General features: G+C 63.3%; 23 protein-coding genes. 6 read left to right on the top strand and 17 right to left on the bottom strand.

From position 1 onward, the window contains the following. Positions 1-7: 7 nt before the first annotated feature. Positions 8-1,120, bottom strand: coding sequence for an acyltransferase family protein (locus G405_RS16595; protein WP_084683464.1), 1,113 nt, complete (start codon positions 1,118-1,120; stop codon positions 8-10). Between the two features lie 180 nt (positions 1,121-1,300). Between G405_RS16595 and recR the strand changes: the two genes are divergently transcribed. Together recR and G405_RS0110600 are read left to right on the top strand one after the other, a co-directional pair. Further along, a complete protein-coding gene (recR, locus tag G405_RS0110605; protein WP_022701500.1) occupies positions 1,301-1,897 on the top strand; it encodes a recombination mediator RecR in 597 nt (198 codons plus the stop codon). A 15-nt stretch (positions 1,898-1,912) separates the two neighbouring features. Continuing rightward, positions 1,913-2,917, top strand: coding sequence for an alpha/beta hydrolase (locus G405_RS0110600; RefSeq protein WP_022701499.1), 1,005 nt, complete (start codon positions 1,913-1,915; stop codon positions 2,915-2,917). On the opposite strand, the gene G405_RS0110595 is transcribed toward G405_RS0110600, so the two are convergent. The 3 genes from G405_RS0110595 to G405_RS15780 form a co-directional block, all read right to left on the bottom strand. Further along, positions 2,918-3,946 (bottom strand): sensor domain-containing diguanylate cyclase, encoded by a 1,029-nt coding sequence (locus G405_RS0110595; RefSeq protein ID WP_022701498.1) that lies wholly within the window; start codon positions 3,944-3,946, stop codon positions 2,918-2,920. Between the two features lie 79 nt (positions 3,947-4,025). Beyond that, a complete protein-coding gene (locus G405_RS15785) occupies positions 4,026-4,808 on the bottom strand; it encodes a C40 family peptidase (RefSeq protein ID WP_022701497.1) in 783 nt (260 codons plus the stop codon). Between the two features lie 3 nt (positions 4,809-4,811). Continuing rightward, complete coding sequence (locus tag G405_RS15780) at positions 4,812-6,182, bottom strand: leucyl aminopeptidase family protein (protein WP_022701496.1); 1,371 nt, start codon at positions 6,180-6,182, stop codon at positions 4,812-4,814. A gap of 148 nt (positions 6,183-6,330) precedes the next feature. Between G405_RS15780 and G405_RS0110580 the strand changes: the two genes are divergently transcribed. After that, a complete protein-coding gene (locus tag G405_RS0110580) occupies positions 6,331-7,164 on the top strand; it encodes a tetratricopeptide repeat protein (RefSeq protein ID WP_022701495.1) in 834 nt (277 codons plus the stop codon). A gap of 19 nt (positions 7,165-7,183) precedes the next feature. Here the strand turns inward: G405_RS0110580 and G405_RS0110575 are convergent, their stop codons facing one another. The 10 genes from G405_RS0110575 to G405_RS15765 all read right to left on the bottom strand — a co-directional run bounded on the left by G405_RS0110575 (position 7,184) and on the right by G405_RS15765 (position 16,965). Continuing rightward, a complete protein-coding gene (locus G405_RS0110575; protein ID WP_022701494.1) occupies positions 7,184-7,681 on the bottom strand; it encodes a hypothetical protein in 498 nt (165 codons plus the stop codon). Positions 7,682-7,750: 69 nt separating this feature from the next. Next, on the bottom strand, positions 7,751-8,731 hold the full coding sequence (locus G405_RS0110570; protein ID WP_022701493.1) for a type II secretion system F family protein: 981 nt from the start codon (positions 8,729-8,731) through the stop codon (positions 7,751-7,753). Between the two features lie 9 nt (positions 8,732-8,740). After that, complete coding sequence (locus tag G405_RS0110565; protein WP_022701492.1) at positions 8,741-9,736, bottom strand: type II secretion system F family protein; 996 nt, start codon at positions 9,734-9,736, stop codon at positions 8,741-8,743. Between the two features lie 3 nt (positions 9,737-9,739). Continuing rightward, positions 9,740-11,287, bottom strand: a complete 1,548-nt coding sequence (locus tag G405_RS0110560) for a CpaF family protein (RefSeq protein ID WP_022701491.1) — start codon at positions 11,285-11,287, stop codon at positions 9,740-9,742. A gap of 9 nt (positions 11,288-11,296) precedes the next feature. After that, positions 11,297-12,931, bottom strand: a complete 1,635-nt coding sequence (locus G405_RS0110555; protein ID WP_022701490.1) for an AAA family ATPase — start codon at positions 12,929-12,931, stop codon at positions 11,297-11,299. 13 nt (positions 12,932-12,944) lie between these two features. Beyond that, positions 12,945-13,601 carry a CpaD family pilus assembly protein gene (locus G405_RS0110550; protein ID WP_022701489.1) on the bottom strand — a complete coding sequence of 219 codons (657 nt, stop codon included), beginning with the start codon at positions 13,599-13,601 and terminating at the stop codon, positions 12,945-12,947. A 4-nt stretch (positions 13,602-13,605) separates the two neighbouring features. After that, the gene (locus G405_RS0110545) at positions 13,606-15,198 is read right to left on the bottom strand and encodes a type II and III secretion system protein family protein (protein WP_022701488.1); all 1,593 of its coding nucleotides are present in this window, start codon (positions 15,196-15,198) and stop codon (positions 13,606-13,608) included. Continuing rightward, positions 15,195-15,998: a Flp pilus assembly protein CpaB gene (cpaB, locus tag G405_RS15775; protein WP_022701487.1), complete on the bottom strand. Its 804-nt coding sequence runs from the start codon at positions 15,996-15,998 to the stop codon at positions 15,195-15,197. The genes G405_RS0110545 and cpaB overlap by 4 nt, the downstream gene beginning before the upstream one ends. Before the next feature lie 96 nt (positions 15,999-16,094). Continuing rightward, entirely contained in the window at positions 16,095-16,598 is a 504-nt protein-coding gene (locus tag G405_RS15770) for an A24 family peptidase (protein ID WP_022701486.1), read from the bottom strand. Positions 16,599-16,749: 151 nt separating this feature from the next. Further along, a complete protein-coding gene (locus G405_RS15765; protein WP_022701485.1) occupies positions 16,750-16,965 on the bottom strand; it encodes a Flp family type IVb pilin in 216 nt (71 codons plus the stop codon). A 340-nt stretch (positions 16,966-17,305) separates the two neighbouring features. On the opposite strand from G405_RS15765, the gene G405_RS15760 reads away from it, so the two are divergent. From G405_RS15760 to G405_RS0110515, 3 genes are all read left to right on the top strand, one after another. Beyond that, positions 17,306-17,752 (top strand): pilus assembly protein N-terminal domain-containing protein, encoded by a 447-nt coding sequence (locus tag G405_RS15760; RefSeq protein ID WP_022701484.1) that lies wholly within the window; start codon positions 17,306-17,308, stop codon positions 17,750-17,752. Positions 17,753-17,819: 67 nt separating this feature from the next. Then, a complete protein-coding gene (locus G405_RS0110520; RefSeq protein WP_022701483.1) occupies positions 17,820-18,356 on the top strand; it encodes a TadE/TadG family type IV pilus assembly protein in 537 nt (178 codons plus the stop codon). A gap of 4 nt (positions 18,357-18,360) precedes the next feature. Beyond that, positions 18,361-18,897, top strand: a complete 537-nt coding sequence (locus tag G405_RS0110515) for a TadE/TadG family type IV pilus assembly protein (protein WP_022701482.1) — start codon at positions 18,361-18,363, stop codon at positions 18,895-18,897. Here G405_RS0110515 and G405_RS15755 read toward each other — a convergent pair. From G405_RS15755 to G405_RS0110500, 3 genes are read right to left on the bottom strand one after another with little or no spacing between them, the layout of a single operon-like run. Then, complete coding sequence (locus G405_RS15755) at positions 18,894-19,718, bottom strand: aminotransferase class IV (protein WP_022701481.1); 825 nt, start codon at positions 19,716-19,718, stop codon at positions 18,894-18,896. The genes G405_RS0110515 and G405_RS15755 overlap by 4 nt on opposite strands. Then, the gene (gene pabB, locus G405_RS0110505; RefSeq protein WP_022701480.1) at positions 19,715-21,043 is read right to left on the bottom strand and encodes an aminodeoxychorismate synthase component I; all 1,329 of its coding nucleotides are present in this window, start codon (positions 21,041-21,043) and stop codon (positions 19,715-19,717) included. The genes G405_RS15755 and pabB overlap by 4 nt, the downstream gene beginning before the upstream one ends. Next, entirely contained in the window at positions 21,040-21,813 is a 774-nt protein-coding gene (locus G405_RS0110500; RefSeq protein WP_022701479.1) for a tyrosine-protein phosphatase, read from the bottom strand. Before G405_RS0110500 ends, pabB begins: the two co-directional genes overlap by 4 nt. Between the last annotated feature and the right edge of the window lie 60 nt (positions 21,814-21,873).

The following is a 21,873-nucleotide window of genomic DNA, read 5'->3' as shown; positions in this document are numbered from 1 at the left end:
TAAGGTCTCAGGACTTACGTCCGACTAGAACGCCCAGCGTGTATTTTCGACCGGGCTTTTCAACAAGCTCGTAGACAATCGCGGCGCCGACAAAGGTCAGTATCATGACCGGGAAAAGCCAAAACAAGGGTACGGCGTCGGCCGGATGGTCAAACACTTTTTCGATCACACTGAAGCACGTCATCTCGAAAAAGGCGTGGATCATGTAAAGTGAGTACGAGATTTTCCCCAGATAGACCAAGCTCTCATAAGGCAGCATCAGGAATGCTGGTCCCTTAGGCGTCGCCTGCTCTTCACGACCTGTTTCCAGTAGATAAAGGCTTGCGATAAGGACCGGGAAAATCAGCGTCATATACACCGACGCCTCCCAGACCGAGAACAGCACCAGCGTGACCAATACAGAGCCAGCGCATGCAATCCTCACTACGGTTGGGGAAGGCCGTGAAAGGGAGCGGACGACCATGTACGTCCACCCGCCGATCAGGAATTCAGGCAAAATCCTGAGGATCGAGAAGTCATAGGTCAGGTGCACCAGAGGACGACCAAGCCATTCGCGAGCGAAAATCGCCAGCAGGCTCAGGAGCACAAAGGCGGTCAGTCCAACGATCCAAAGCCTGAACTTGAGCACAAACAGAGCCATAATGGGGAACAGCGCATATGCGAACATTTCCGCTGAGATAGACCATGAGGGATAGTTGAAGCTGAGGGATCCGCTCAGACCCCATGCATGCACCATCAGAATATTGATCAGGAAATGGTAAGCGTTGAACGTGTCCGGCAAGGGACGGATGCCCGCTGCAGCTGATACCAGGAAAAGGCCCGCGATCAGCACTGTTGTGACGAAATGGACGGGATACAAACGAGCGAACCGCTTCTTGATGAAGTCGAAAAATCTGAAGCGACCTCTTTCAAAGCCTTGAAAATATACAAGGAAAATTATGAAGCCGCTCAAATAGAAGAACAGGTCCACCGCCAGAAAACCATTGGCGATGATGGTCACGCTTTTCAGATTCAAGTTAAAGTGGCCGGCGAAGTGAAAAAGAACGACCCAACTGGCAGCAACACCTCTTAATACCGTCAAGGTGCGGATTTCTTGTGGTTTTATCGATTCGCCCGTCACCCCTCGCCCCCCGCAACTAGCCCACCCTCATGAGTTGCATCCAGTTAACAGCTCCCTTGATGCATGGACAAGGCGTAAACAGGGACGCGAGCACTCGCAATGTCGCTTGCTGGCCGCCCATATAGCCTTGGCTAGCCTCGCGCCCTACCCTCACAAAAGTGATTCCCAATCGAGGCGCCCATGTCCGCTGGTCCTGAAATCGAGCGTCTGATCCAGCTCCTCTCCAAGCTGCCCGGCCTGGGGCCGCGCTCGGCGCGGCGCGCCTCGCTGTCTCTGTTGCAAAAGCGCGAGCAATTGATGATGCCGCTGGCCGACGCTCTCGCCGAGGCGGCGGAGAAGGTCAGCGCCTGCTCGACCTGCGGCAATCTTGACGTCACCGATCCTTGCGCGGTGTGCAGCGATCACCGCCGCGATGACAGCGTTATCTGCGTGGTGGAGACCGTGGGCGATCTGTGGGCGCTGGAACGCGCCAGCGCCTTTCGCGGCCGCTATCATGTACTGGGCGGGGTGCTCTCCGCGCTCGACGGCGTCGGCCCTGAAGACCTCAACGTGGCCGGCCTGATCGAGCGGGCGGGCCGTGAGGACGTCAAGGAAATCATCCTGGCGCTCAACGCCACGGTGGACGGCCAGACCACCGCCCATTTCCTCGCCGACAAGTTGGCCGAAGCGAGCGTGGACATCACCTCGCTGGCGCGCGGCGTGCCGGTGGGCGGCGAGCTAGATTATCTCGACGACGGGACGCTGACCGCCGCCTTCCGCTCACGACGCCCTGCCTGATCCAAGGAGCCTGCCATGACCCGTCGCACCACGCACCCTGCCGGAACGCTGACCCGGATCACGGTCCACTCCAAGCTGCTTGAAGGCAATCTGCTGGGCGATCCCACGGCGCGCGAGATCGACGTCTATACGCCGCATGGTCATGACGGGACGGACCTGCCCCTGCTGGTGGATCTGACCGGTTATACCGGCTCCGGCCTGTCTCATACCGCGTGGAAGAATTTCGGGGAGAACGTGCCTGAGCGCCTGGATCGGCTGATCGGCGACGGCGTGCTGCCCCCGGTGGTCGTGGCGTTTCCCGACTGCTTCACGCGCCTGGGCGGCAATCAGTATGTGAACTCGTCCGCCATGGGGCCGTGGGAGGACATCCTGATCACCGAGTTCGTGCCCGCAGTGGAAAGCCGGTTCAACTGCGGCGGCGCGGGCAAGCGCGGCGTGTTCGGCAAAAGCTCGGGCGGCTATGGTTCGATCGTCCACGCCCTGAAGCATAACGATTTCTGGGCGGCTGCGGCGTGCCATTCCGGCGATATGGCGTTTGAGCTGTGTTATGCGCGCGATTTTCCCGCAGCCCTGCGCGCCATCGCCAAGCATGGCTCGGTGGAGGCGTTCATCCATCAGCTTGAGACCAGTGAAAAGCCCAAGGGCGACGATATTCACGCCCTGATGACGTTTGCGATGGCGGCGACCTATGACCCTGATCCCAGTCAGCCCTTCGGCGTGCGCCTGCCGGTGACGCTCGACACCTGCGAGCGCATCCAGGACTTGTGGTCAAACTGGCTGGCCTGGGATCCGCTGACCCTGGTGGAGACCCATCATGCCGGGCTCAACACCCTGAAAGCGCTGTTCATTGATTGCGGCGACGTGGACCAGTACGACCTGGTCTATGGCGCGCGGCGCCTGACCCGGCGCCTGACCGAGCTGGGCGTCAAACACCGCTATGAAGAGTTCCCCGACACTCATTCCGCCATTGATTACCGCATGGATGTCAGCCTGCCCTATCTGGCGAACGCCCTGATCTGATCAGGCGCTGTCAGGGTAGATGTTGGCGGCCACCTGGCCCACTTCCAGCCGGTTTCGGCCCGCATGCTTGGCCCGGTAGAGCGCGCGGTCGGCCAGTTCGATAAGATCATCAGACGATAGCGAGTAAGAAAACAGCGGCGCAACGCCAAAGCTGGCGGTGACGCGCACCTCGTCGCCATTGGGCGCCGTCAGACGAATGTCCTCGATGGCGCGGCGACACCGTTCGGCGGCGACCACCGCCTGGTCCAGGGCGCATTCGGTGAACAGGAGCACAAATTCCTCGCCCCCCAGGCGGCCCAGCTTGGAGCCGGCCCGGACATGCTCCAGACAGGCGTTGACCACACTCTTGATCACAAGATCGCCGAACGCATGGCCATAGGTGTCATTGATGCGTTTGAACTTGTCGATGTCGAACATGGCGATCGACAACAAGTTGGCGTTACGCGCCGCGCGCTGGATCTCTTCCTGGACCGTCATCATCCAGTACCGGCGCGACATCACCCCGGTCAGCTCATCCGTGCCCGCCTGCAATCGCAGCTCCAGCTCATCAACCACCAGCTTGGCGCACTTGGTGAGCAGCTTGATTTCATGCTCGGCAAAGTCGCGCGGCTTGGTGTCGATCGCGCACAACGTACCAATCTGGTAGCCGTCGGGAGAGACAAGCGGCACGCCGGCATAGGCGCGGATATGCGGCTCGCCCGTCACCATCGAGTTCTCGGCGAAGCGCGGGTCCGCCGCGGCGTCGGGTACGATGAGAGGCTCGGCCTGCTCGATGGCCTGACTGCAAAAGGCGATCTCGCGAGCCGTCTCGCAGACATCCAGCCCGCGACGCGCCTTGAACCACTGACGGTCGGCGTCAAGCAGGTTCACCGCGCAGATTGGCGTCTCCAGCAGATCCTCGATCAAGGAAACCACAGTCTCGAACGGGCGTTCCGGGCCGGTGTCGAGCACCTGATAGCGATAAAGCGCGGCCAGTCGCCCCGGCTCGTCATTAAGTTTCACCCTGCCGAGCACAGGCGTCTCCTTCATCCACGCAGTATCCTGAAGCACTGTGCGAACGATAACAGACGGAATTTGATCAAGCTTTAATCAACAGGATGAACGAAGCCTAGCCCAGCCGATAGACGCCGGTCGGCGGCGCATAATGAAAGGCGATCCTTCGAGCGGCGCGAGACAGGTTCTCGGCCACGGTCATCATGTGATGGCCATTGGCGTGCAGCAAAGTGTCCGCGTCCGTCATCACGCCCACATGCCCGGGCCAGAACACCAGGTCGCCGCGTTGGAGACCGCTGAAATCCTCGGTCAGCGTTACAGCTTCCCCGTGCTCTTTCGCCCAGGCTTCCTGCTGTCCGGAATCGCGCGGGATGAAGCGTCCCGCCGCCTCCATGGCGGTCTGGATCAAACCGGAGCAATCAAGCCCCAGGCTTTCCTTGCCGCCCCACAGATAGGGCGTGTGAACAAACCGCTCCGCCACAGCGACCCAGTCGGGCTCGGCGTCTTCGCCCACCGCGCGCAAATGCCCGTCAAACACCCAGCCCATGCGCTGCGCCTCGATGAAGCGCCCTTCGCGCCGGGCGCCGACGATCTTGGCGTTCATGGAGATCAGGCACACCGGGGCGCTTTTCAGGTCCGGCTCTGAATAGACATAGGTGCGCAGCGTCTTGACGGTGTGGGTCGGGATCAGAGCGGGGGCGGACAGCGTCGCCATGTCCACCCAGCCTTCATAGCCGTCGAGCGGCGCCCGTCCCCGGCCCCAGCCATTCGCCTCCTCACTCACCTCAAAGGTCTCGCCCGCGAGAAGCTGGGTGTCCATGGCTCCGTCATCGGCCGGCGTGCGGCGCAGCGCGGAGACCCCGGCGGTGACTTGATAGGTGACAGGAGCGGCGCGCATGGATCAGGCTCCGAAACGGGTCTTGAGATAGGCGTAGACGGCTCGGCCCGCGAGCATTTCACCGCCCTGCGGACGCCCCGGCCGCGCCGTCGGCGTCCAGCCGAAAATGTCGAAATGCGCCCACTCTTTCGCGTCCGATCCGAACCGGCGCAGGAACAATCCCGCGGTGATCGAGCCGGCGAAACGGCCAGAGCCGGTGGAGCTTAGATCGGCGATCGGGCTGTCGAGCCAATCGTCATAGCGGTTCCACAAGGGCAGGCGCCAGACGGGATCGTCAATGGCCGCGCCCGCCTCGGCGACGCCTTCCGCGATGGCGTCCACATCGGTGTAGAACGGCGCCACATCCGGTCCCATCGCCACACGCGCGGCGCCGGTCAGCGTCGCCATGTCGATCAGCAGCTCGGGATCGGATTCGCACGCCCTGGTGATGGCGTCCGCCAGCACCAGCCGGCCTTCCGCGTCGGTATTGCCCACTTCAACGGTCAGGCCCTTGCGGCTTGTCAGGATGTCGCCGGGGCGGAAGGCGTTGCCCGCAATGGCGTTCTCCACCGCCGGGATCAGCACATGCAGGCGCACCGGCAGTTTGGCGTCCATGATCATGGAGGCGAGGCCCAGCACCGTGGCGGAGCCGCCCATATCCTTTTTCATCAGCAGCATGCCGTCAGCGGGTTTGATATCGAGGCCGCCGGAGTCAAAGCACACCCCCTTGCCCACAAGCGCCAAGCGCGGATGGCTCTCATCGCCCCATTCAAACTCGATCAGGCGCGGGGCGTCCGTCGCGGCGCGGCCCACGGCATGGATCATCGGATAGTTCTGCGCCAGCAGGTCATCGCCTGTGATCACGCTGACTGAAGCGCCATGCGCCTCAGCCAGTTTGCGCGCCTCGTCTTCCAGATGCGACGGCAGCATGTCGCCCGCCGGGGTGTTGATCAGGTCGCGCGTCAGCATCACCCCTTTGGCGACGCGTTCGGCTTCGGCCACATCGCAATGTTGCGCCGTCACCAGACGCGCCGGGGCGCGCTTGGGGGATTTGTAGCGCGTGAACTGATACCCGCCGAGCGCAAAGGCGATGGCGGTCTGGGTCGCGTCCCAGCCCTCGGGCAGGCCGTCATAGGCCCAATCGCCTTCCGGCAGGGCCAAGGCCGCGCCCGCAGCGTCAAAAGGCGACTGACCCGCGCCTGCGCCGACCAGCGCATCGAGCCCCGCCTCACCCGGCAGCATCACCACCTGCCCCGGTCCCGCCTCGAACCCGCTGGCGCGCGCATGGGCGGCGCTTGCATCGCTCAGACGCGACAGCTCGGCCTCCAGGCCGGAAGCCGTGACGAGGCGTGCGGTGCGGGCGAAGTCTGAAGGCGAGGCGAAAAGGTCGGTCATGCTAACTCTTTCAATCACACAAGGGTCTTGCAGGCATGAGGCGCCAAAGGTGAACACGGTGGAAACGTTAACGACTTCTTGACCGGCTCACAGGCACTCTCACTGCATACAATTGGATGCGTACAGCCTGACGTCAAAAAGGTAGAGCATGGCCCGCCCGTCTCCCGCAATCACCGCGCTGTGGATCACCGCCAGTCTGGTCGCCCTGTCCGGCTGCGCGACCCATGCCGAGCTGCAACCCACCGATCAGGAAGCAGAGCTGACGGAAACCCTGCAAGGACGCTCCATCGCGCCCGCCACGGCGGCCGAGCGCGACGCCATCCATAATCAGGACCTTCTGACCCAGGCGGCGTTCTGGGCGGAAGCCTATGAGCTGAACCCCGGCGACCGCGAAGCCGCCTATGAATTGTCCGACGTTTTGCGCCAGCTGGGCTCCAGTCAGCGCGCGGCGGAAGTCGCACGGCAGGCCTTGGCGCTTTATCCGGCCGATCAAGAGCTTCTGAGCGCCTACGGCATGGCGCTGACGGCGGACGGGCGCGGCGCGCAAGCGGTGGAGTATCTGATGCGGGCGCTCAATGCGGGCGAACCGGACTGGCGCCTGATCAACACGCTGGGCGTCGCACTCGACCAGAGTGGGCGGCCTGACCAGGCCCGCGTACGTTTCCAGGAAGCCCTGGGCCTCGCGCCCGGCGAGCCGGCGATCCTGAACAATCTGGCGCTGTCCTATCTGCTGGGCGGTGAACCCGAACGCGCCGAGACGGTTCTGCGTCAAGCCATGCAAACCGTGACGGCAGGCCCGGAAGTGCGGCAGAATCTGGCCATGGCGCTGGCGCTGCAAGGCCGGTTTGATGAAGCACGCGAGATCGCGCTGATTGATTCAACGCCTGAAATGGCGGACGCCAATCTTGAATATATCCGCGCCCTGATGAGCAGCCCGCGCAGCTGGGATCAGCTTCGGGGCTCTGAAGCGCTCGGCGGCTAGCCTGCCGCCTTGAGCGCGCCTAGACCTCGCCCACATCGGGCGGGGGCGACATGGGCGGCGGGGCGGTCTGCACGTCTTCAACTTTTTTGAGCGGAAACCGGGTCTTCAGCGACTGGCTGACCATGATCTGGTCAAAGCGGAAATTCTCCGCTTCAGCCCGCAACTCGACCGGCGCGCGGCCATCCTTGGACGCTTCAATGGCGCGATAGAGCGCGTACAGGCGCAGATAGCCCTTGTCGTCCTTGCTCAGCGACGTTTCATCAAGCCCGGCGCAAACTTCCAGCAAACGGGCGTTGCCCGACCGGCGCTTGCCGCTGGCGAGGTCGACCACAGCGGCCGCCAACGCCGGCTTCCAGCCGCCATCAGCGAATTTGAGTTTGCGAGGGACAGCGGACAATTCCTGACGAGCGCGGGAGAGGTCTCCCTCGGCCAGCGCATCCAGGGCGTGCTCCGCCGCCTGATCGGCGATCCGGATCGCCTCCCGACGCTTGGCTACAGCCTTTTCACCACCAAACATGCCTTGACGGCTCCCTCTGAACGCGACGCTTCGACATAGACCAAAGCGCGAGCCACACCCTAGCGGGGCTTACATGTTTTGGAAACTGATCGCGGCGGGACCGATGATCACGACAAACAGAACCGGCAGGAAAAACAGGATCATCGGCACAGTCAGCTTGGCCGGCAAAGCCGCCGCCTTCTTCTCCGCATTGCTCATGCGCATGTCGCGGTTTTCCTTGGCCATCACCCGCAGCGCCTGACCCAGCGGCGTACCGTAACGCTCCGCCTGGATCAGGGCGGTCGCCACCGCCTTAACCCCGGCGTGATTGGTGCGTTTGCCCAGATTCTCAAACGCCATGCGCCGGTCCTGAAGATAGGCCAGCTCGGCGTTGGTCAGGGACAATTCCTCGGCCAGCTCCATCGAGTTCGTGCCGATTTCGGCCGCGACCTTGTGCAGGGCCGCTTCGATGGACATGCCCGCCTCAACGCAAATCAGCAGCAGGTCTAGCGAGTCCGGAAAGGCCTGCATAATGGAGTCGCGCCGCTTGGCGGCCTTGTTGGACAGGTAAATGCCCGGCGCATAATAGCCCAGCACCGCCAGCCCCATCACCACCGTCAGGCGCTGCATCAGCGGCAAGCCGAAATCATTGACCACCCAGAGATAGACGAATCCCATCAGCCCCAGCACGGGCGGAATGGCGAAGCGGGCGAAATAGAAGGCGTAGACCGGGCCCTGACCCCGGTAGCCGGCCTGGACCAGCTTGGTTTTCAGATTGGCGTCTTCCAGCAAGGTCGCGAGATTGAGCTTCTCCACCACCTTGCGATAGAGCGAGCGCGTATCCTTGCCGCGCAGACCGCCCTTTTTCTCAGCGGCGGACTTCTCAAGCTCCTCGCGCGCCTTGCGCCGCAGTTCATCGCGGCGATTGGCGACCGCTTTCATACGCTTGTTCAGGTCATTGCCGCCGAACGCCGGCGCGGACAGCGTCCACACAGTCGCAAAGACAAGCCCGGCGGCGATGACCGCGAACAGATTGGCCGGGGTGACGATCCAGTTGATGAAATCACTCATGTCGCCCCCCTACATTTTGAAATTGATCATGCTGCGCATGACCAGGATCCCGGTGAGCATCCACACACCGCCGCCCAGAAGCAGGAAATGCCCGGTCGGCGTGGTCAGAAGCGGCGTCATGTAATCGGGCGACATGATCGACACCATCACCCCCACGCCCGGCGGCAAGGAGCCGATGATCCAGGCGGAAGCCTTGGCTTCAGACGACAGCGCGCCGACTTTCTCGCGCATCATCTTGCGCGCGCGCAACACCGTGGAGAGGTTGTTGAGCGCCTCGGCGAGATTGCCGCCCGCCTTTTGCTGAATGGCCAGCACGGTGGTGAAAAACGACAATTCAGACAAGGGCATGCGGCGATACATCCGGCGCATGCCTTCTTCCACATCCACCCCGACGGCGAGGCCTTCCACCAGAAGCTGGAATTCCTGCCTCACCGGCGCCTCGCCTTCCTGGGCGATGATCTTCAGGGTTTCATTGAGCGGCAGACCGGATTTGACGCCGCGCACGATGATGTCGAGCGCGTCGGCGAAATTCTCGGTGAATTTCTTCTGGCGCGCATTGCGCATCATCCCCAGCACCCAGCGCGGCAGGCCGAGCCCGGCGATAACGGCGGCGGCGATCGAGATCAGCGGATTCAGGCCCGCAACGATGACAGCGAAAGCCGCGACGATCCCCAGAATGGCGGAAATGATCCAGAACTGCATCGGCCCGGTTTTCAACAAGCCTGCCTGGTCCAGACGTGCGCGCAGGGTGAGCGATTGTTTGCGCTCGGCCTTCTGGCGTTCTTCGAGCTCCTTGAGGCCTTCCTGAATCTGGCGACGCTTCTGGTTGGCGCTGTCCACCGCCGAGACACGGCGTCGCCCGGTCTGCAAGGGACCGCCCACCGCGCCCTCCAGGCGCATCTTGCGGTTTTTCTCCTCGCCGGACCCCACAAACGCAAAGCCCACGCCGGCCACGGCGATAAAGGCGCATCCAGCGGCGACATAGAGGGCGAGTTCGGGGGGCATGGCTCAGGCCTCCGACGCGTCGAGAGCGGCGGCCAGCTGGGCGTCGAGCCCGAAATACCGCGCGCGTTCCCAGAAGTTCGGACGGGCGATGCCGGTGGAGACATGACGGCCGGTAATGTCGCCGTTTTCGTTTTCGCCAGTGATTTCATACAGGAACAGGTCCTGGGTGATAATCACATCGCCCTCCATGCCCAGCACTTCGGTGACATGGGTGATCTTGCGCGAGCCGTCGCGCAGGCGCGCGGCCTGGATGATCACGTCGATCGAGCCCGAGATCATCTCACGGATCGTCTTGGTGGGCAGGTTGTAGCCGCCCATGGTGATCATGGATTCAATCCGGCTCAGCGCCTCGCGCGGCGAGTTGGCGTGCAGCGTGCCCATGGAGCCGTCATGGCCGGTGTTCATGGCCTGCAGCAGGTCAAAGGATTCAGGTCCGCGCACCTCGCCCACGATGATCCGCTCGGGGCGCATCCGCAGACAGTTCTTCACCAGATCCCGCATGGTGACCTGGCCCTGACCCTCAAGGTTCGGCGGGCGGGTCTCAAGGCGCACCACATGAGGCTGCTGGAGCTGAAGTTCCGCGGCGTCTTCGCAGGTGATGATGCGCTCGTCTTCGCCAATAAACCCGGTCAGGCAGTTCAGAAGCGTCGTCTTGCCCGAACCGGTGCCGCCCGAGATCAGCACATTGGCGCGGCAGGCGCCGATGATTTCAAGGATGCGCGCGCCTTCCGGCGAGATCGAGCCGAACTCCACAAGGTTCTGGAGCTTGAGCTTGTCTTTCTTGAATTTCCGGATGGTCAGCGTCGGGCCGTCCAGAGACAAGGGCGGGGCGATGACGTTCACCCGGCTGCCATCGGCCAGACGCGCGTCACAGATCGGCGAGCTTTCATCCACCCGGCGGCCCACCTGGGACACGATGCGCTGACAGATATTCATCAGCTGGCCGTTATCGCGGAAGCGGATATTGGTCTTCTGAACCCGGCCATTGACCTCGATGAACACGTCGCCTGCGCCGTTGACCATAATGTCGGCGATGTCGTCGCGCGCCAGCAAGGGCTCCAGCGGACCATAGCCAAGCACATCATTGCAGATGTCCTGGAGCAATTGCTCCTGCTCGGCGATGGACATGGCCACGTTCTTGATCGAGATGATCTCGGTGACGATGTCGCGGATTTCATCGCGCGCGGTTTCATTGTCCAGGCGCGCGAGCTGACCCAGATCGATGGTGTCGATCAGGGCGTTAAAGATGGTGGTCTTGACCGCATAGTACTCCGCCGACCGCTCGGTTCCGATGGTGGCGGCCTGGTTGGCGGCTTTGGGCTTGAGCGCAGCAGACGGTTTCGGCTTGGGTTTGGGCGCAGCGGCAGGGGCCGGAGCGGTCGCAGCCTGAGCCGCCGGGGCGGCCGACGCCGGTTTTGCCGGGGCCGACTGGGGCGCAGGCGGGCGCGACTGGGTCGCAACGCCGCTCTCGCCGCCCTGGGACGGACGCGGAGCGCCGCCGCCGAACGATTTCGGCGGGGTCTGCGAACCGGTGGGGCGCTTACCGAACATGAGCGAGCGTTAGCCTTTTCCCAGAAGCGAGCCGAACAGGGATTTGCGACGCGGCGAGGCCGGCGCGCGACCAGTCAGTTGCGCAGCCAGATGAGAGAACCCGTCCGCCGCTTTCGACTTGGGATCCACTTCAGGGATCATCTGGCCGTTATTGGCGGCCTTGCCGAACAGCGCGGGCTCGAACGGCAGGACCAGAACCGGCGCCGCGCCCAGCGCATCCGAGAAATCCTTGAGCGGAATGTCAGGTTTTTTCGGACACCCGGCCATGTTCACCACCACTTTGGGCGGCTCGTCATTGGGGCGGGCGTTATGCACCAGATCAAACAGGTTCTTGGCGTTGCGCAGGCTGGCGAGATCGGGCGTCACCGTCACCACGACCTGATCGGCGCTGAGCAGGGTCTGGCGCACCCAGGGGCTCCAGGCGTGGGGCAGATCGAGCGCCACGAACGGCGCCTGACGGCGCACCTTGTCGAGCACGGTCTCAAACGCTTCGGATCCGAAATCCCAGTCGCGCTCCAGCGTCGCCGGCGCGGAGAACAGGCTGAGCCGTTCCGTGCAGCGCACCAGCAGGCGATCCAGCAGCGCATCATCGAGCCGGTCCGGCTCCTCAAGCGCCATGGCGATGGTCTGGGCCGGGTCCTGATTGAAATCGAGACCGGCGGTTCCAAACGAGAGATCGAGATCCACCAGAACCGCGTCCGAGCGCAGACCTTCGGTCAATTGCCAGGCCACATTATGAGCGATGGTGGACGACCCCACCCCGCCCTTGGCGCCGATAAAGGCGATGGAGCGGCCGGCGAACGGCGCTTCAGGGTCGAGAAACAGGCCGGAGATCGTCGAGATCAGGTGCAGCGGCGTCATCGGCGGCACGAGATACTCGCTCACCCCGCGCTTGATCAGCTCGCGATACAGGGTGATGTCATTGGCCGCGCCAATGATGATCACCTTGGTGTCGCCGTCACAGACCGCGGCCAGATCTTCAAGCTGCTGGAACAATTCACGACCGCGCATGCCGGTCTCAAGGATCAGCAGTTCCGGCGTGCTTTCGTCATGGAAGCGCTCGATGGCGGCGGACAGACCGCCCAGCTCGACGGTCACATGGGTGCGCGCCATGCGGCGGTCATCCGCGGCGTGATGGATCAGACGCCCGGTCTCCGGGCTCTCACAGAATGCATGGATCGCGATGCGCGGCACAGGCTGGTTGATCAGGGATTCATCAGGGCCGGACACCGCCGAGATCTCGCCGCTCATGCCGCCCGATCCGATGGGCGATGTCAGCGGCAGGGAATCCGCATCCCCGAACGGATCGGCTTGGGCGTCGCGCGCCGGGGCCGGAGCCGGGCGCAACGGCGCCGCGGGCTCATAGCCGTCAAACTCATCATCATAGCCAGCGTTCTGATTGGCGTCGGCCAGACGCGCGCCAAACGGGCGGGCGCCGGGATCCGCAGCAGGCTGCGCGGCTGTGTTCACATCGCCAAAGCCATCCTCTTCACCCAGCATCCGGCGTTCAATGCTTTCCGCATCATAGAACGGATCTTCAGGAGCCGCGTTCAACGGCTCCTGCGGGGTGTACGCGTCCTCGGCGACGAACTCGTCGGCGGCGTCAAACGCTTCATCTTCAAAGGCGTCAGCGGTGCGGTTCATAGCCATACCCTAGTTAATTGCCGACACTGGAGCTGATCGCCCCACTTTCGCGGTCGGAGCGTTCACTGGCGGTGGACTGGCCCCGCCGGTAGTTGTCGAGCACGCCCTGACGACGTGCGGAATCAGGCGCATCCAGGGTGCGCGGCGCCACCAGATCGCGCGGATCGGCGACCATGCTGGCGAGATTGTTGGCGGTGGCGCAGCCAAAGCGCGGCCAGGTCTCATTGGGTCGCGCGCGCGCCATATCGGTCCAGGTGGTCGAGCACTCCGGCGCAATCGCTTCGTATCGGGTGAAGGAGAAAATCACCGGCGCGCTGACCCGACCGCCCGCCTCGTAGGCGCCGCCTGAAATCTGACGCCAGTCGAGCCCGGCCGCATACAATCGCGTGCGCGCCTCGGCGATGGCGCCGATGGCGGCGTCGGCGTTGCCGGCGTTTTGCGGATAGGAGATCACCAGCGGACCATGGCCGCGCGCCTTGTACTCGGCGGCGACGGCTTCGATCACATCGATCTGGTTCCAGGTCAGCCCGTTGTCGATGGCGCTGACGTCCATGCTCACGCGGACGGTTTCCGCCGCAGCCGTGGCGCGCGGACGCGGGTCCGGGGCGCTGGCGCAGCCAGCGACGACCAGAGCGCCGGCGACCATGAGGCTTTTGAAGACAAGGTTCATCACGCTACTCCAGCACAAAGCCGACCGGACCCGACCAGCCGCGATTTTCCACCTGCGCGCCCGGCGCGGCGTAAACCCGGTTCAGACGCCCCAGAAAGGCGCCGGCGGCGAGCGAGGACACGGCGAACCCTTCCGCCGGGCTTTCCAGATCATTGGAATTGACCGGGTCCACCAGATACGGCGTGACCACGACCACAAGCTCGGTTTCATTGTTGGCGAAATCACGAGACCGGAAGAGCGAGCCCAGCACCGGCATGCGCTCGATCCCCGGAACACTGTCCATGGCCTGACGCGTCTCTTCGCGGATCAGGCCTGCGATCACCATGGAACCGCCTGAGGGCAGCTCGACGGTGGTCTCGGCCCGGTTCACCGACAGGGCCGGAATGGTCACGCCGGGCACCGTGCCGGTGACATTGCCGTCGCTGTCCGTGAGCACGGTCGAATTCAAGGAAATCGCGCCTTCATTGGACAGCTCGGAGACTTCCGTGGAGACCCGCAGCGAAATCCGGCCTTCAGACAATACGACCGGGGTGAAGCCCAGACCGACGCCGAAGGGTTTGAATTCGATGGTGACATTGCCGTCGCGGTCGCGTCCGACCGGCACAGGGAATTCTCCGCCCGCCAGGAATTGCGCCGGCTCGCCGGAAATGGCGGTGATGTTGGGTTCGGCCAGCGTCCGCACCAGCCCCACGCGCTCGAGCGCGTTCAGCGTGGCGGAGATGGAGCTTTGCAGCACGCCATCCACCAGGTTCCGCGTGCCGATCGTGCCCGCCAGACCGCCGAGCGCCGCGCCCGCGACGCCAAAGGCGTTCGAGGTGCCCCAGGACGACGAATTCTGGAACCGGCCAGGCTGGTACACTTCAAAGATGGGTGCGCCGTTCTGGTCAAACAGCGGATCGCCGCGATCATTGGTGGCGGCGGTGCGAATGTTCGGCGTGAACTCGCCAAAGGCCTGTTCACCGCTCAGATTCACACCCAGCTGGCGCACCAAGGTGCGCTCCATCTCGACGATGCGCACCTGCAAGGTGACCTGGTCGCGCCCTTCCACGGTCAGGAACGAGACCACCTGATCGGGATTGTCCACCCAGCGCCGCGCCACCTGCAAGGCGGTGTCAGCGGCGGAGGCGGAGGGGACCTGGCCGGACAGCACAATATTGGCGTTCATGCTTTCCGCCTGCACCCGACCTTCGGGCACAAAGCGGTCCAGCGCATCCTGAAGCGCGGCGATGTCGCGCTCGACCCGGACATTGAGGTCGAGGATCAAGCCGCCATCGGCGTCAAAAAAGAAGATGTTGGTGCGGCCCACGGCCTGTCCCAGCACGAAAGCGCGCCGGGTTGTGCGCACCACGGCGCTGGCGACATCGTCATTGGCGATGACCACATCGGCGGCGTCATCGGGCAAATGGATGACGGCGGCCTGCCCCAGCGGCAGCTGCAGGCTTTCCGACGCCGGACCCGCGCCAGGCTCACGGATATGCACTTGCAAGGTGTTGTTGGCTTCGGTCCGGCCGCCAGACAATTGGGCCTGGGCCGGAGACACGCAAGCCGCCGCAAGAAGAGCGGCGGCGCAGACAGCCTTGGAGATGGATATCATCATGGCGTCCCTCCCAGGGCGACGCGCTGTTCGGCGCCATACCGGATGATGCGCACTTCACGGCCATTGCCGCTGTTCGCGCCAGACGATCCATCCGGCAAACGCGGCCCGCCTTCGCGATCCGCGACCGAGCGCAAGGCCAGAACGATATCGCCCGCCGCGACGCCCAGCGCGACGGCGCGGGTCTGTTCAGGGGTCAGCTCCAGCGTGGCGGTCGAGCCCAGCACGACGCTTTCGCCATCCTCCACATAGGTCTGATCAATAGCGAGCACGCGCACATTCTCGACCAGCACTTCAGAAACGTAGCCCATGTCGCGCGCCGAGGTGGTGACCAGAACATCCACCCGGTCATTGGGCAGGATGAAGCCGCCAGCGCCGGACTCCGCCGAGATCGGCACAGCCACAGCGCGCATGCCCGGATCAATGACGGCGGCCATGAAGCCCGCCTCGCCCGGCTGCACCAGCTTGCCCGGCAGGATCGGCTCGCCGTCCACAAAGGCGGCGCGAGCGATCGAGCCGCTCAGGGTTTCAAGCGCGTCCGGATTGTCATTGCGATTGAGGAAGGCCGGCATGACGGCTTCGACCGGCCAGTCCGCCCAGCGAAAATCAGAGGCGCTGACGCGCATGGAGGGGCTGACGTCGCGGGCAGCGACCAGCACCTGCATCACTTCAGGCTCGGCCGCCTGCTCTACAATGACAGGCGCCGGCGCGGCGGCAGGCTGCATGGCGCCGCGCACGAAGACGGCGGCGAAGACAGCCGCCAGCGCAGCGACAGCAAGCACGATCAGGCGGACAGCGTTCATGTCGGACCCCAAAACCCTTTTGCGCACAAGGCGTCAGCAGGCATCAGAGCCGATAATTCTCAAGGCCGCGTTAATGCTGGGTGATCAGCGCATTAACTATCCGGTGTAGACCGCGAACATCTGGGCCTGAGGCAGCACCAGCAAGGCGCCCGCCGCAATGGCGACCGCATAGGGGACCGGCGCGCCCTGAGCGAGCGCCGTCGAACCCAGAACATCAGACGAAATCGGCAGCATGTTCACGATCTGACGCGCGATCACCAGGATCACCGCCAGGACTCCGCCCGCCGCCACAGCGATCAACACAAAGGCCAGCCCGTCCGGCCAGCCGAACCAGAGCGCGCCTGCGGCCAGCAATTTCACGTCGCCGCCGCCGACCCAGCCCGGCGCCCAGAGCGCAATGCCGAGGAGCAAGACGCCAAGCCCTGTCAGAAACGATAATCCGGCGTCCATCCAGCCCAGCCCCAAAAAGGGCGCGGCGACAACCCAGCCGGCGATCAGGGCGCCCGGCACCCAATTGGGAATGGTGAAACTGCGCACATCATACCAGACGGCGCACAGCATCAGAAATGCAAAACCCAACAGGGCGATATTGGAGATCATGACCCGGACCCGGACACAGCAACAGAAGTCCAAAGCCTAGGCGCTTATGCTTAAGGCTTCTCAAACGCGGTCAAAACGCCCGCAAATGCAGAAAAGCCGCCCCTTTCGGGACGGCTTTTCACATGCGTTGCTGTAGTCAGCGCTGCGAGGCTTAGCCTTCGCCGCCGCCTTCACCGCCGCCGCCAGCCGCGCCGCCGTTTGCGGTCGAGAGCTGCGTGCCCACATTGGTGAAGGTGGTGCTGAGGTTGGTGCCGAGGGTCGTCACGGCCGTGATGATCACGACAGCGATCAGCGCGGCGATCAGGCCGTATTCGATCGCAGTAGCGCCAGACTCATCTTTCAGAAAACGCGAAACCAGATTGTTCATCCCATCCACTCCATAGATATTTTTCTGTGGCCCCAGGAGCGCAGCCTTGTTCCCGCCCCGTCCTGAATGCATGTGGAGTAAAACCCGAAGACGATTTAAAGCGAGTAAAAATCCATGCTTTATTTTGGGTAAATATCAAAAGCTCACGCCATGACTAATGAAAAGTAAACAGCATTCAATGCGGACTTAAAAATTCAATACAAATAAACAATCGCCTAACAGGCCTTTCCTCTACCCCTCCCCGCAGCCCGAACGCAAGACGGCGACGCACAAGCGGCGTTTAGGTTTCCTTCACGGCCCAAGCCCATACTGACGTCAGCTATATATAGAGAGGCCTGTCATGGGTTTTCGTGCTGCCGCCATCGCTGTGTGTCTGGTTCTGGGTCTGGGGTCCGCTCAGGCGCGCGAATTTGTGGTGTCCGCTGATCAGGCCGGCCTGATCCGGCTGCCCGGCGACGCGGCGGGTGTGATCGTGGGCAATCCGGGCATCGCCGACGCCACGCTCTATGACTCGCGCACCCTGTTCGTGACCGGCAAGGTGTTCGGCCGCACCAATCTCATCGTGCTCGATGACGCAGGCCGCGTCCTTTACACCTCCGACCTGGTGGTCGCGCAGCCTGACAGCAACGCCGTTCAGATCTTTCGCAATTCAGGACGGCCTGAAACCTATGTCTGCGCGCCGACCTGCCAGGCCCTGCCCCAGATCGGTGATGATCAGGTCTGGTTCAACGACATGAACATCCAGCGCAACGCGATCCGTGACGGCGCAGGACCCGCCTCGAATTAACCCTTCCGTTTCATCGGGCATTAAGCGCTTTGCCGCATACTCCTCCCTTCATTGAGAGGGACGGATCATGCCGCTGAGGGCGACGATCAAACACAGCTTGCAACGGTTCATCCGTGCGCGCCGCGGCGCGGCGGCTGTCGAGTTCGCGCTGATCGCAGCGCCGTTCTTCCTGTTGATCTTCGCCACGCTGGAAGTGGCGCTGTTCTTTCTGGGCTCCACCATCATCGAAAATGGCGTCCATGAAGCCGCGCGCACCATCCGCACCGGCCAGCTGCAACAATCCAATCAGACCGTTGAGGATTTTCGCGGGGCGATCTGTGAACGCATCAGCGCCGTCGCCGATTGCAGCCGCATTCAGGTGGATGTGCGCACCTTTGACTCCTTCTCATCAAGCTCCACCAATACGCCCCTGAACGGTGACGGCGACATCGACGGTTCCGACTTCACCTTCGACCCGGGGGGCGGCGGCGATGTGGTGGTGGTGCGCGTGTTTTATGACTGGCAATTGCTGGCGCCGGGCGTGATCTCGGGCATGTCCAATATGAGCGGCAACAAGCGCCTGATCACGGCGACCGCCGTGTTCCGCAATGAACCGTTTGAGTAGCCCCATGCGCCAATTCATCCAATTGTTGCTGAGCTTTCGGCGCGACACGCGCGGCGTCTCGGCCGTGGAGTTCGCCCTGCTCGCGCCCTTCATGATCGCGCTCTATCTGGGCTCGGTGCAGCTGACGCTGGGGCTGACGGCGGATCGCAAGGTCTCTCAGGTCGCCAATTCCGTGGCCGACCTTGTGACCCAGGACGATTTTATCACCGATGCCGACCTGATCGACATCTACGCCGCCGCGGACGCCATCCTGAACCCGTTCGACACCGCGCCGCTGAGCCTGCGCATCACCTCGATCCGCATGGATGCCGACGAAGAGATTTTCGTCGACTGGAGTGATGGCGAGGGGATGACCCCGCTGGACACAGACAGTCTGCCCGAACTGCCCGATGGGCTTTTGGCGCCGATGAACTCGATCATCATGGTGGAGGCCGATTACGTCTTTTCCACCAATCTGGGCGAACTGACGCGCACCCCGATCACCTTGTCTGACACCGCCTATTTGCGCCCCCGGCGCGGCCCCTGGGTTCGCCGCGGCTAGAGCGCGACGTCACAGAGCGCCTTCATCCGGGAAAGCTGACTGTCTTCAGTTGAAAAGCCGCGATCATCCACGCGCGAGAGCGGCACGACGCCTCGCACGGCATTGGTGACGAACACTGCGTCAGCCTGCATCAGGACGTCCGGCGAGAACCGGCCCTCGATCACAACCTCTCCCTCAGCCTTCAACGCCGCAATCAGCGCCGCGCGGCTGGTCCCCGGCAAGCATCCGCAGGAGAGATCCGGGGTAAATAGCCGCCCCTCTTTCACCCAGAACAGATTGGCGCTGTCTGCGCTGGACACATGATCCTGGGCTGACAGGACCAGCGCCATGTCCGCGCCCTGGCGCACCGCGTCGCGCCGCGCCGCCAGCATGTCAGCGTAAGTGGTCAGCTTGTAGCGGCTGGACATGTTTCGCGCATCGCGCCGCGCGCTTTCAACGATCCGCGCGCTCAGTGCAGCGGGCGCGGTCGGCAGTGCGGCTGCCGTGATCAGCACCGTCGGCTCAGTTCCCACAGGCGGCGCCAGGCCAGCTCCGGACGGGCCGCGAGACACCGTCAGCCGCACCATGGCGCGCTCAAGCGCGTTCGCCTGACACAGTTTTGTCGCCGCATCATGCAAGCGATTCCAGTCCGGACAGGGGATCTCGATGTGCTGCAGGGTGCCTTGAAGGCGGGCGCTGTGGCGCGGCCAGCGCCGCAACTCGCCCGTCTCATACCGCAGGGTTTCAAACGCGCCGTCGCCCAGAAGAAAACCGCGGTCGGACGGACCAATACGGGCGGCGTCCGTATCCAGCATCTCACCGTTCAGCCAGAGCTTTGTCATCGACGCCCCTCAATCGCCGCCTTCAAGGCCGCCGCCTTGTCCCGGGTTTCCGCCAGCTCGTCTTCAGGGACTGAATCAATCGTGATCGCGCCGCCGGAGCGCACCTGAACATCCCATCCCGTCTCGGCCTTCCGAAGGCTGGCGGTGCGGATCATCACGTTGAGATCACACGCGCCATCCGCGCCCAGCCAGCCCAGCGCGCCGCAATAGGCCCCGCGGCTTTGTTCTTCGAGTTCAGCGATAATCTCCATGGCGCGCACTTTGGGCGCCCCGGTGATGGAGCCGGGCGGAAACGTCGCCGCGATCAGGTCAAAGACATTGAGGTCGGACCGCAATCGCCCCCGAACGGTGGAGACCAGATGATGGACATTGGCATAGCTTTCCACGCTGAACAGTTCGGGCGTCTTGACGCTGCCGGGCTCACAGACCCGCGCCAGATCATTGCGCATCAGATCCACGATCATCAGGTTTTCCGCGCGATCCTTGAGCGAAGCGGCCAGCGCGTCCGCTTCAACCCGGTCCTGATCGGGGTCCGCCCGGCGTGGCCTTGTGCCTTTGATGGGCCGGGTCTCCACCTCACCGCTTGCTGACGCCTGCACGAAACGCTCGGGAGAATTGGTGACGATGACCTGGTCCTCACTGAGACGGAACCAGGCCGAGAAGGCGGACGGGCTGTCGGCGATCAGACGCTCAAAGAGCGCCAGCGGCGCTTGCGGTCCCGTCATATGACCGGTGAAAGCGTGGGAGAGGTTGACCTGAAACACGTCGCCCGCGCGGATATAATCCCGCGCCGTCTCGACGGCCTCCAGATAGCGCGCATCGGGCCAGTCCTGAGACAAGCACCCTTCGCTGACGGACGGTTCAAATTCAGATGCAGCCGTCTTGAGCGCATCAATCAGCCGGGCCGCCGCCTTCGGCGCCCCTAACGCCCGGACAGTTCGCGTCCCGTGATCAAACTCCAGCACCGCCTCATACCAGCCCATGGCCACGACGGGACACCCGCCGGGCGCCGGGGGGCAGACCGGCAGGTCTTCGAACGCCTGGCCCAGATCATAAGCGAACAGACCCGCATAGCCGCCGGAAAACCCGTCTGCCTGCGACAGGCTCACAGAACGATAGCCCGCTCTGAGGCGGTCAAACCCTCTGGACGGGTCGTCGTCTTGAACGATGAAGTCAGGATAGGCGCACAGATAGCTTTTGCGCCCCCAGGGCTGGGCGCCGCCGCCTTGAAGCAAGAGGGTATAGGGCTCAGCCTCGAAAGCCTTGAGCGCCTGGACCGGCTCGATCCAGTCCAGTGGCTGCGCCCGGTCCGGCGCCGCAATCACGAGGTTTTCAGCCGCTCGTGCAATTGCGCGATGACGGCGTCACTTAGGCCCAGCTCGCCGCGCAGATAGCCGGGCACATCGCCCACGGCGTCCATCGCGGTGTCGAGATAGGACTCCTCCACCCCCAGAAAGGCGCGGATCTCACGATCGCCGACATCACGCCCCATGCCTTCGCGGATGCGTTTGGCGAAGCGCGGCGCCAGCTCGTCATAATCCACGGCTGTATTGGTCATCAGATAATCTTCGCGCACGGCGTCCGCATCGACGCCCAACTCCAGCAGCAAGAAGGCGCAGAAAATGCCTGTTCGGTCCTTGCCCGCTGCGCAGTGCACGACGAACCCGTCTTCAGGGTCAGAGTCCGCCAGCGCTTCAAACCCGGCCTTGAACACCGCCTTGTTGCCCGGGTCAAAAGGCAAACGCTCATAGGTCTTCTGCATGAAGCCGCGGATGTTATCGAGGGTCAGATCGCTCTCTCGCAAGAACGCCAGATGCGGCGGCTCGGCATGTCCGGCATGGTCAGAGCTAAGCACGGTCACAGCGTCGCTCTCGCCCCAATGGGACGGCTCCAGCTCACGTTCCCTGGGGCGACGCAAATCGGCCACGACCTTGATATTGAGCCCGTCCAGGGCCTGCACATCCTCCTTGGTCGCGCGGGAAAACTGGCCCGAACGATAAAGGCGGTCACGCACCTGTCCCCCGCCGTTGAGCGGGTAGGCGCCGAAATGGCGAAAGTTATAAACGCCGGCGAGAGGCAAAACGCGATCTGTCATGCAGATGAGGTAAATCTGAATACGTTTATGAGCAAGAGGGCGCCAAAAAGTTCCCAACCA

Source organism: Oceanicaulis alexandrii DSM 11625 (genome assembly GCF_000420265.1).
Classification (GTDB): domain Bacteria; phylum Pseudomonadota; class Alphaproteobacteria; order Caulobacterales; family Maricaulaceae; genus Oceanicaulis; species Oceanicaulis alexandrii.
This window is presented reverse-complemented; position numbering and strand designations above follow the sequence as displayed.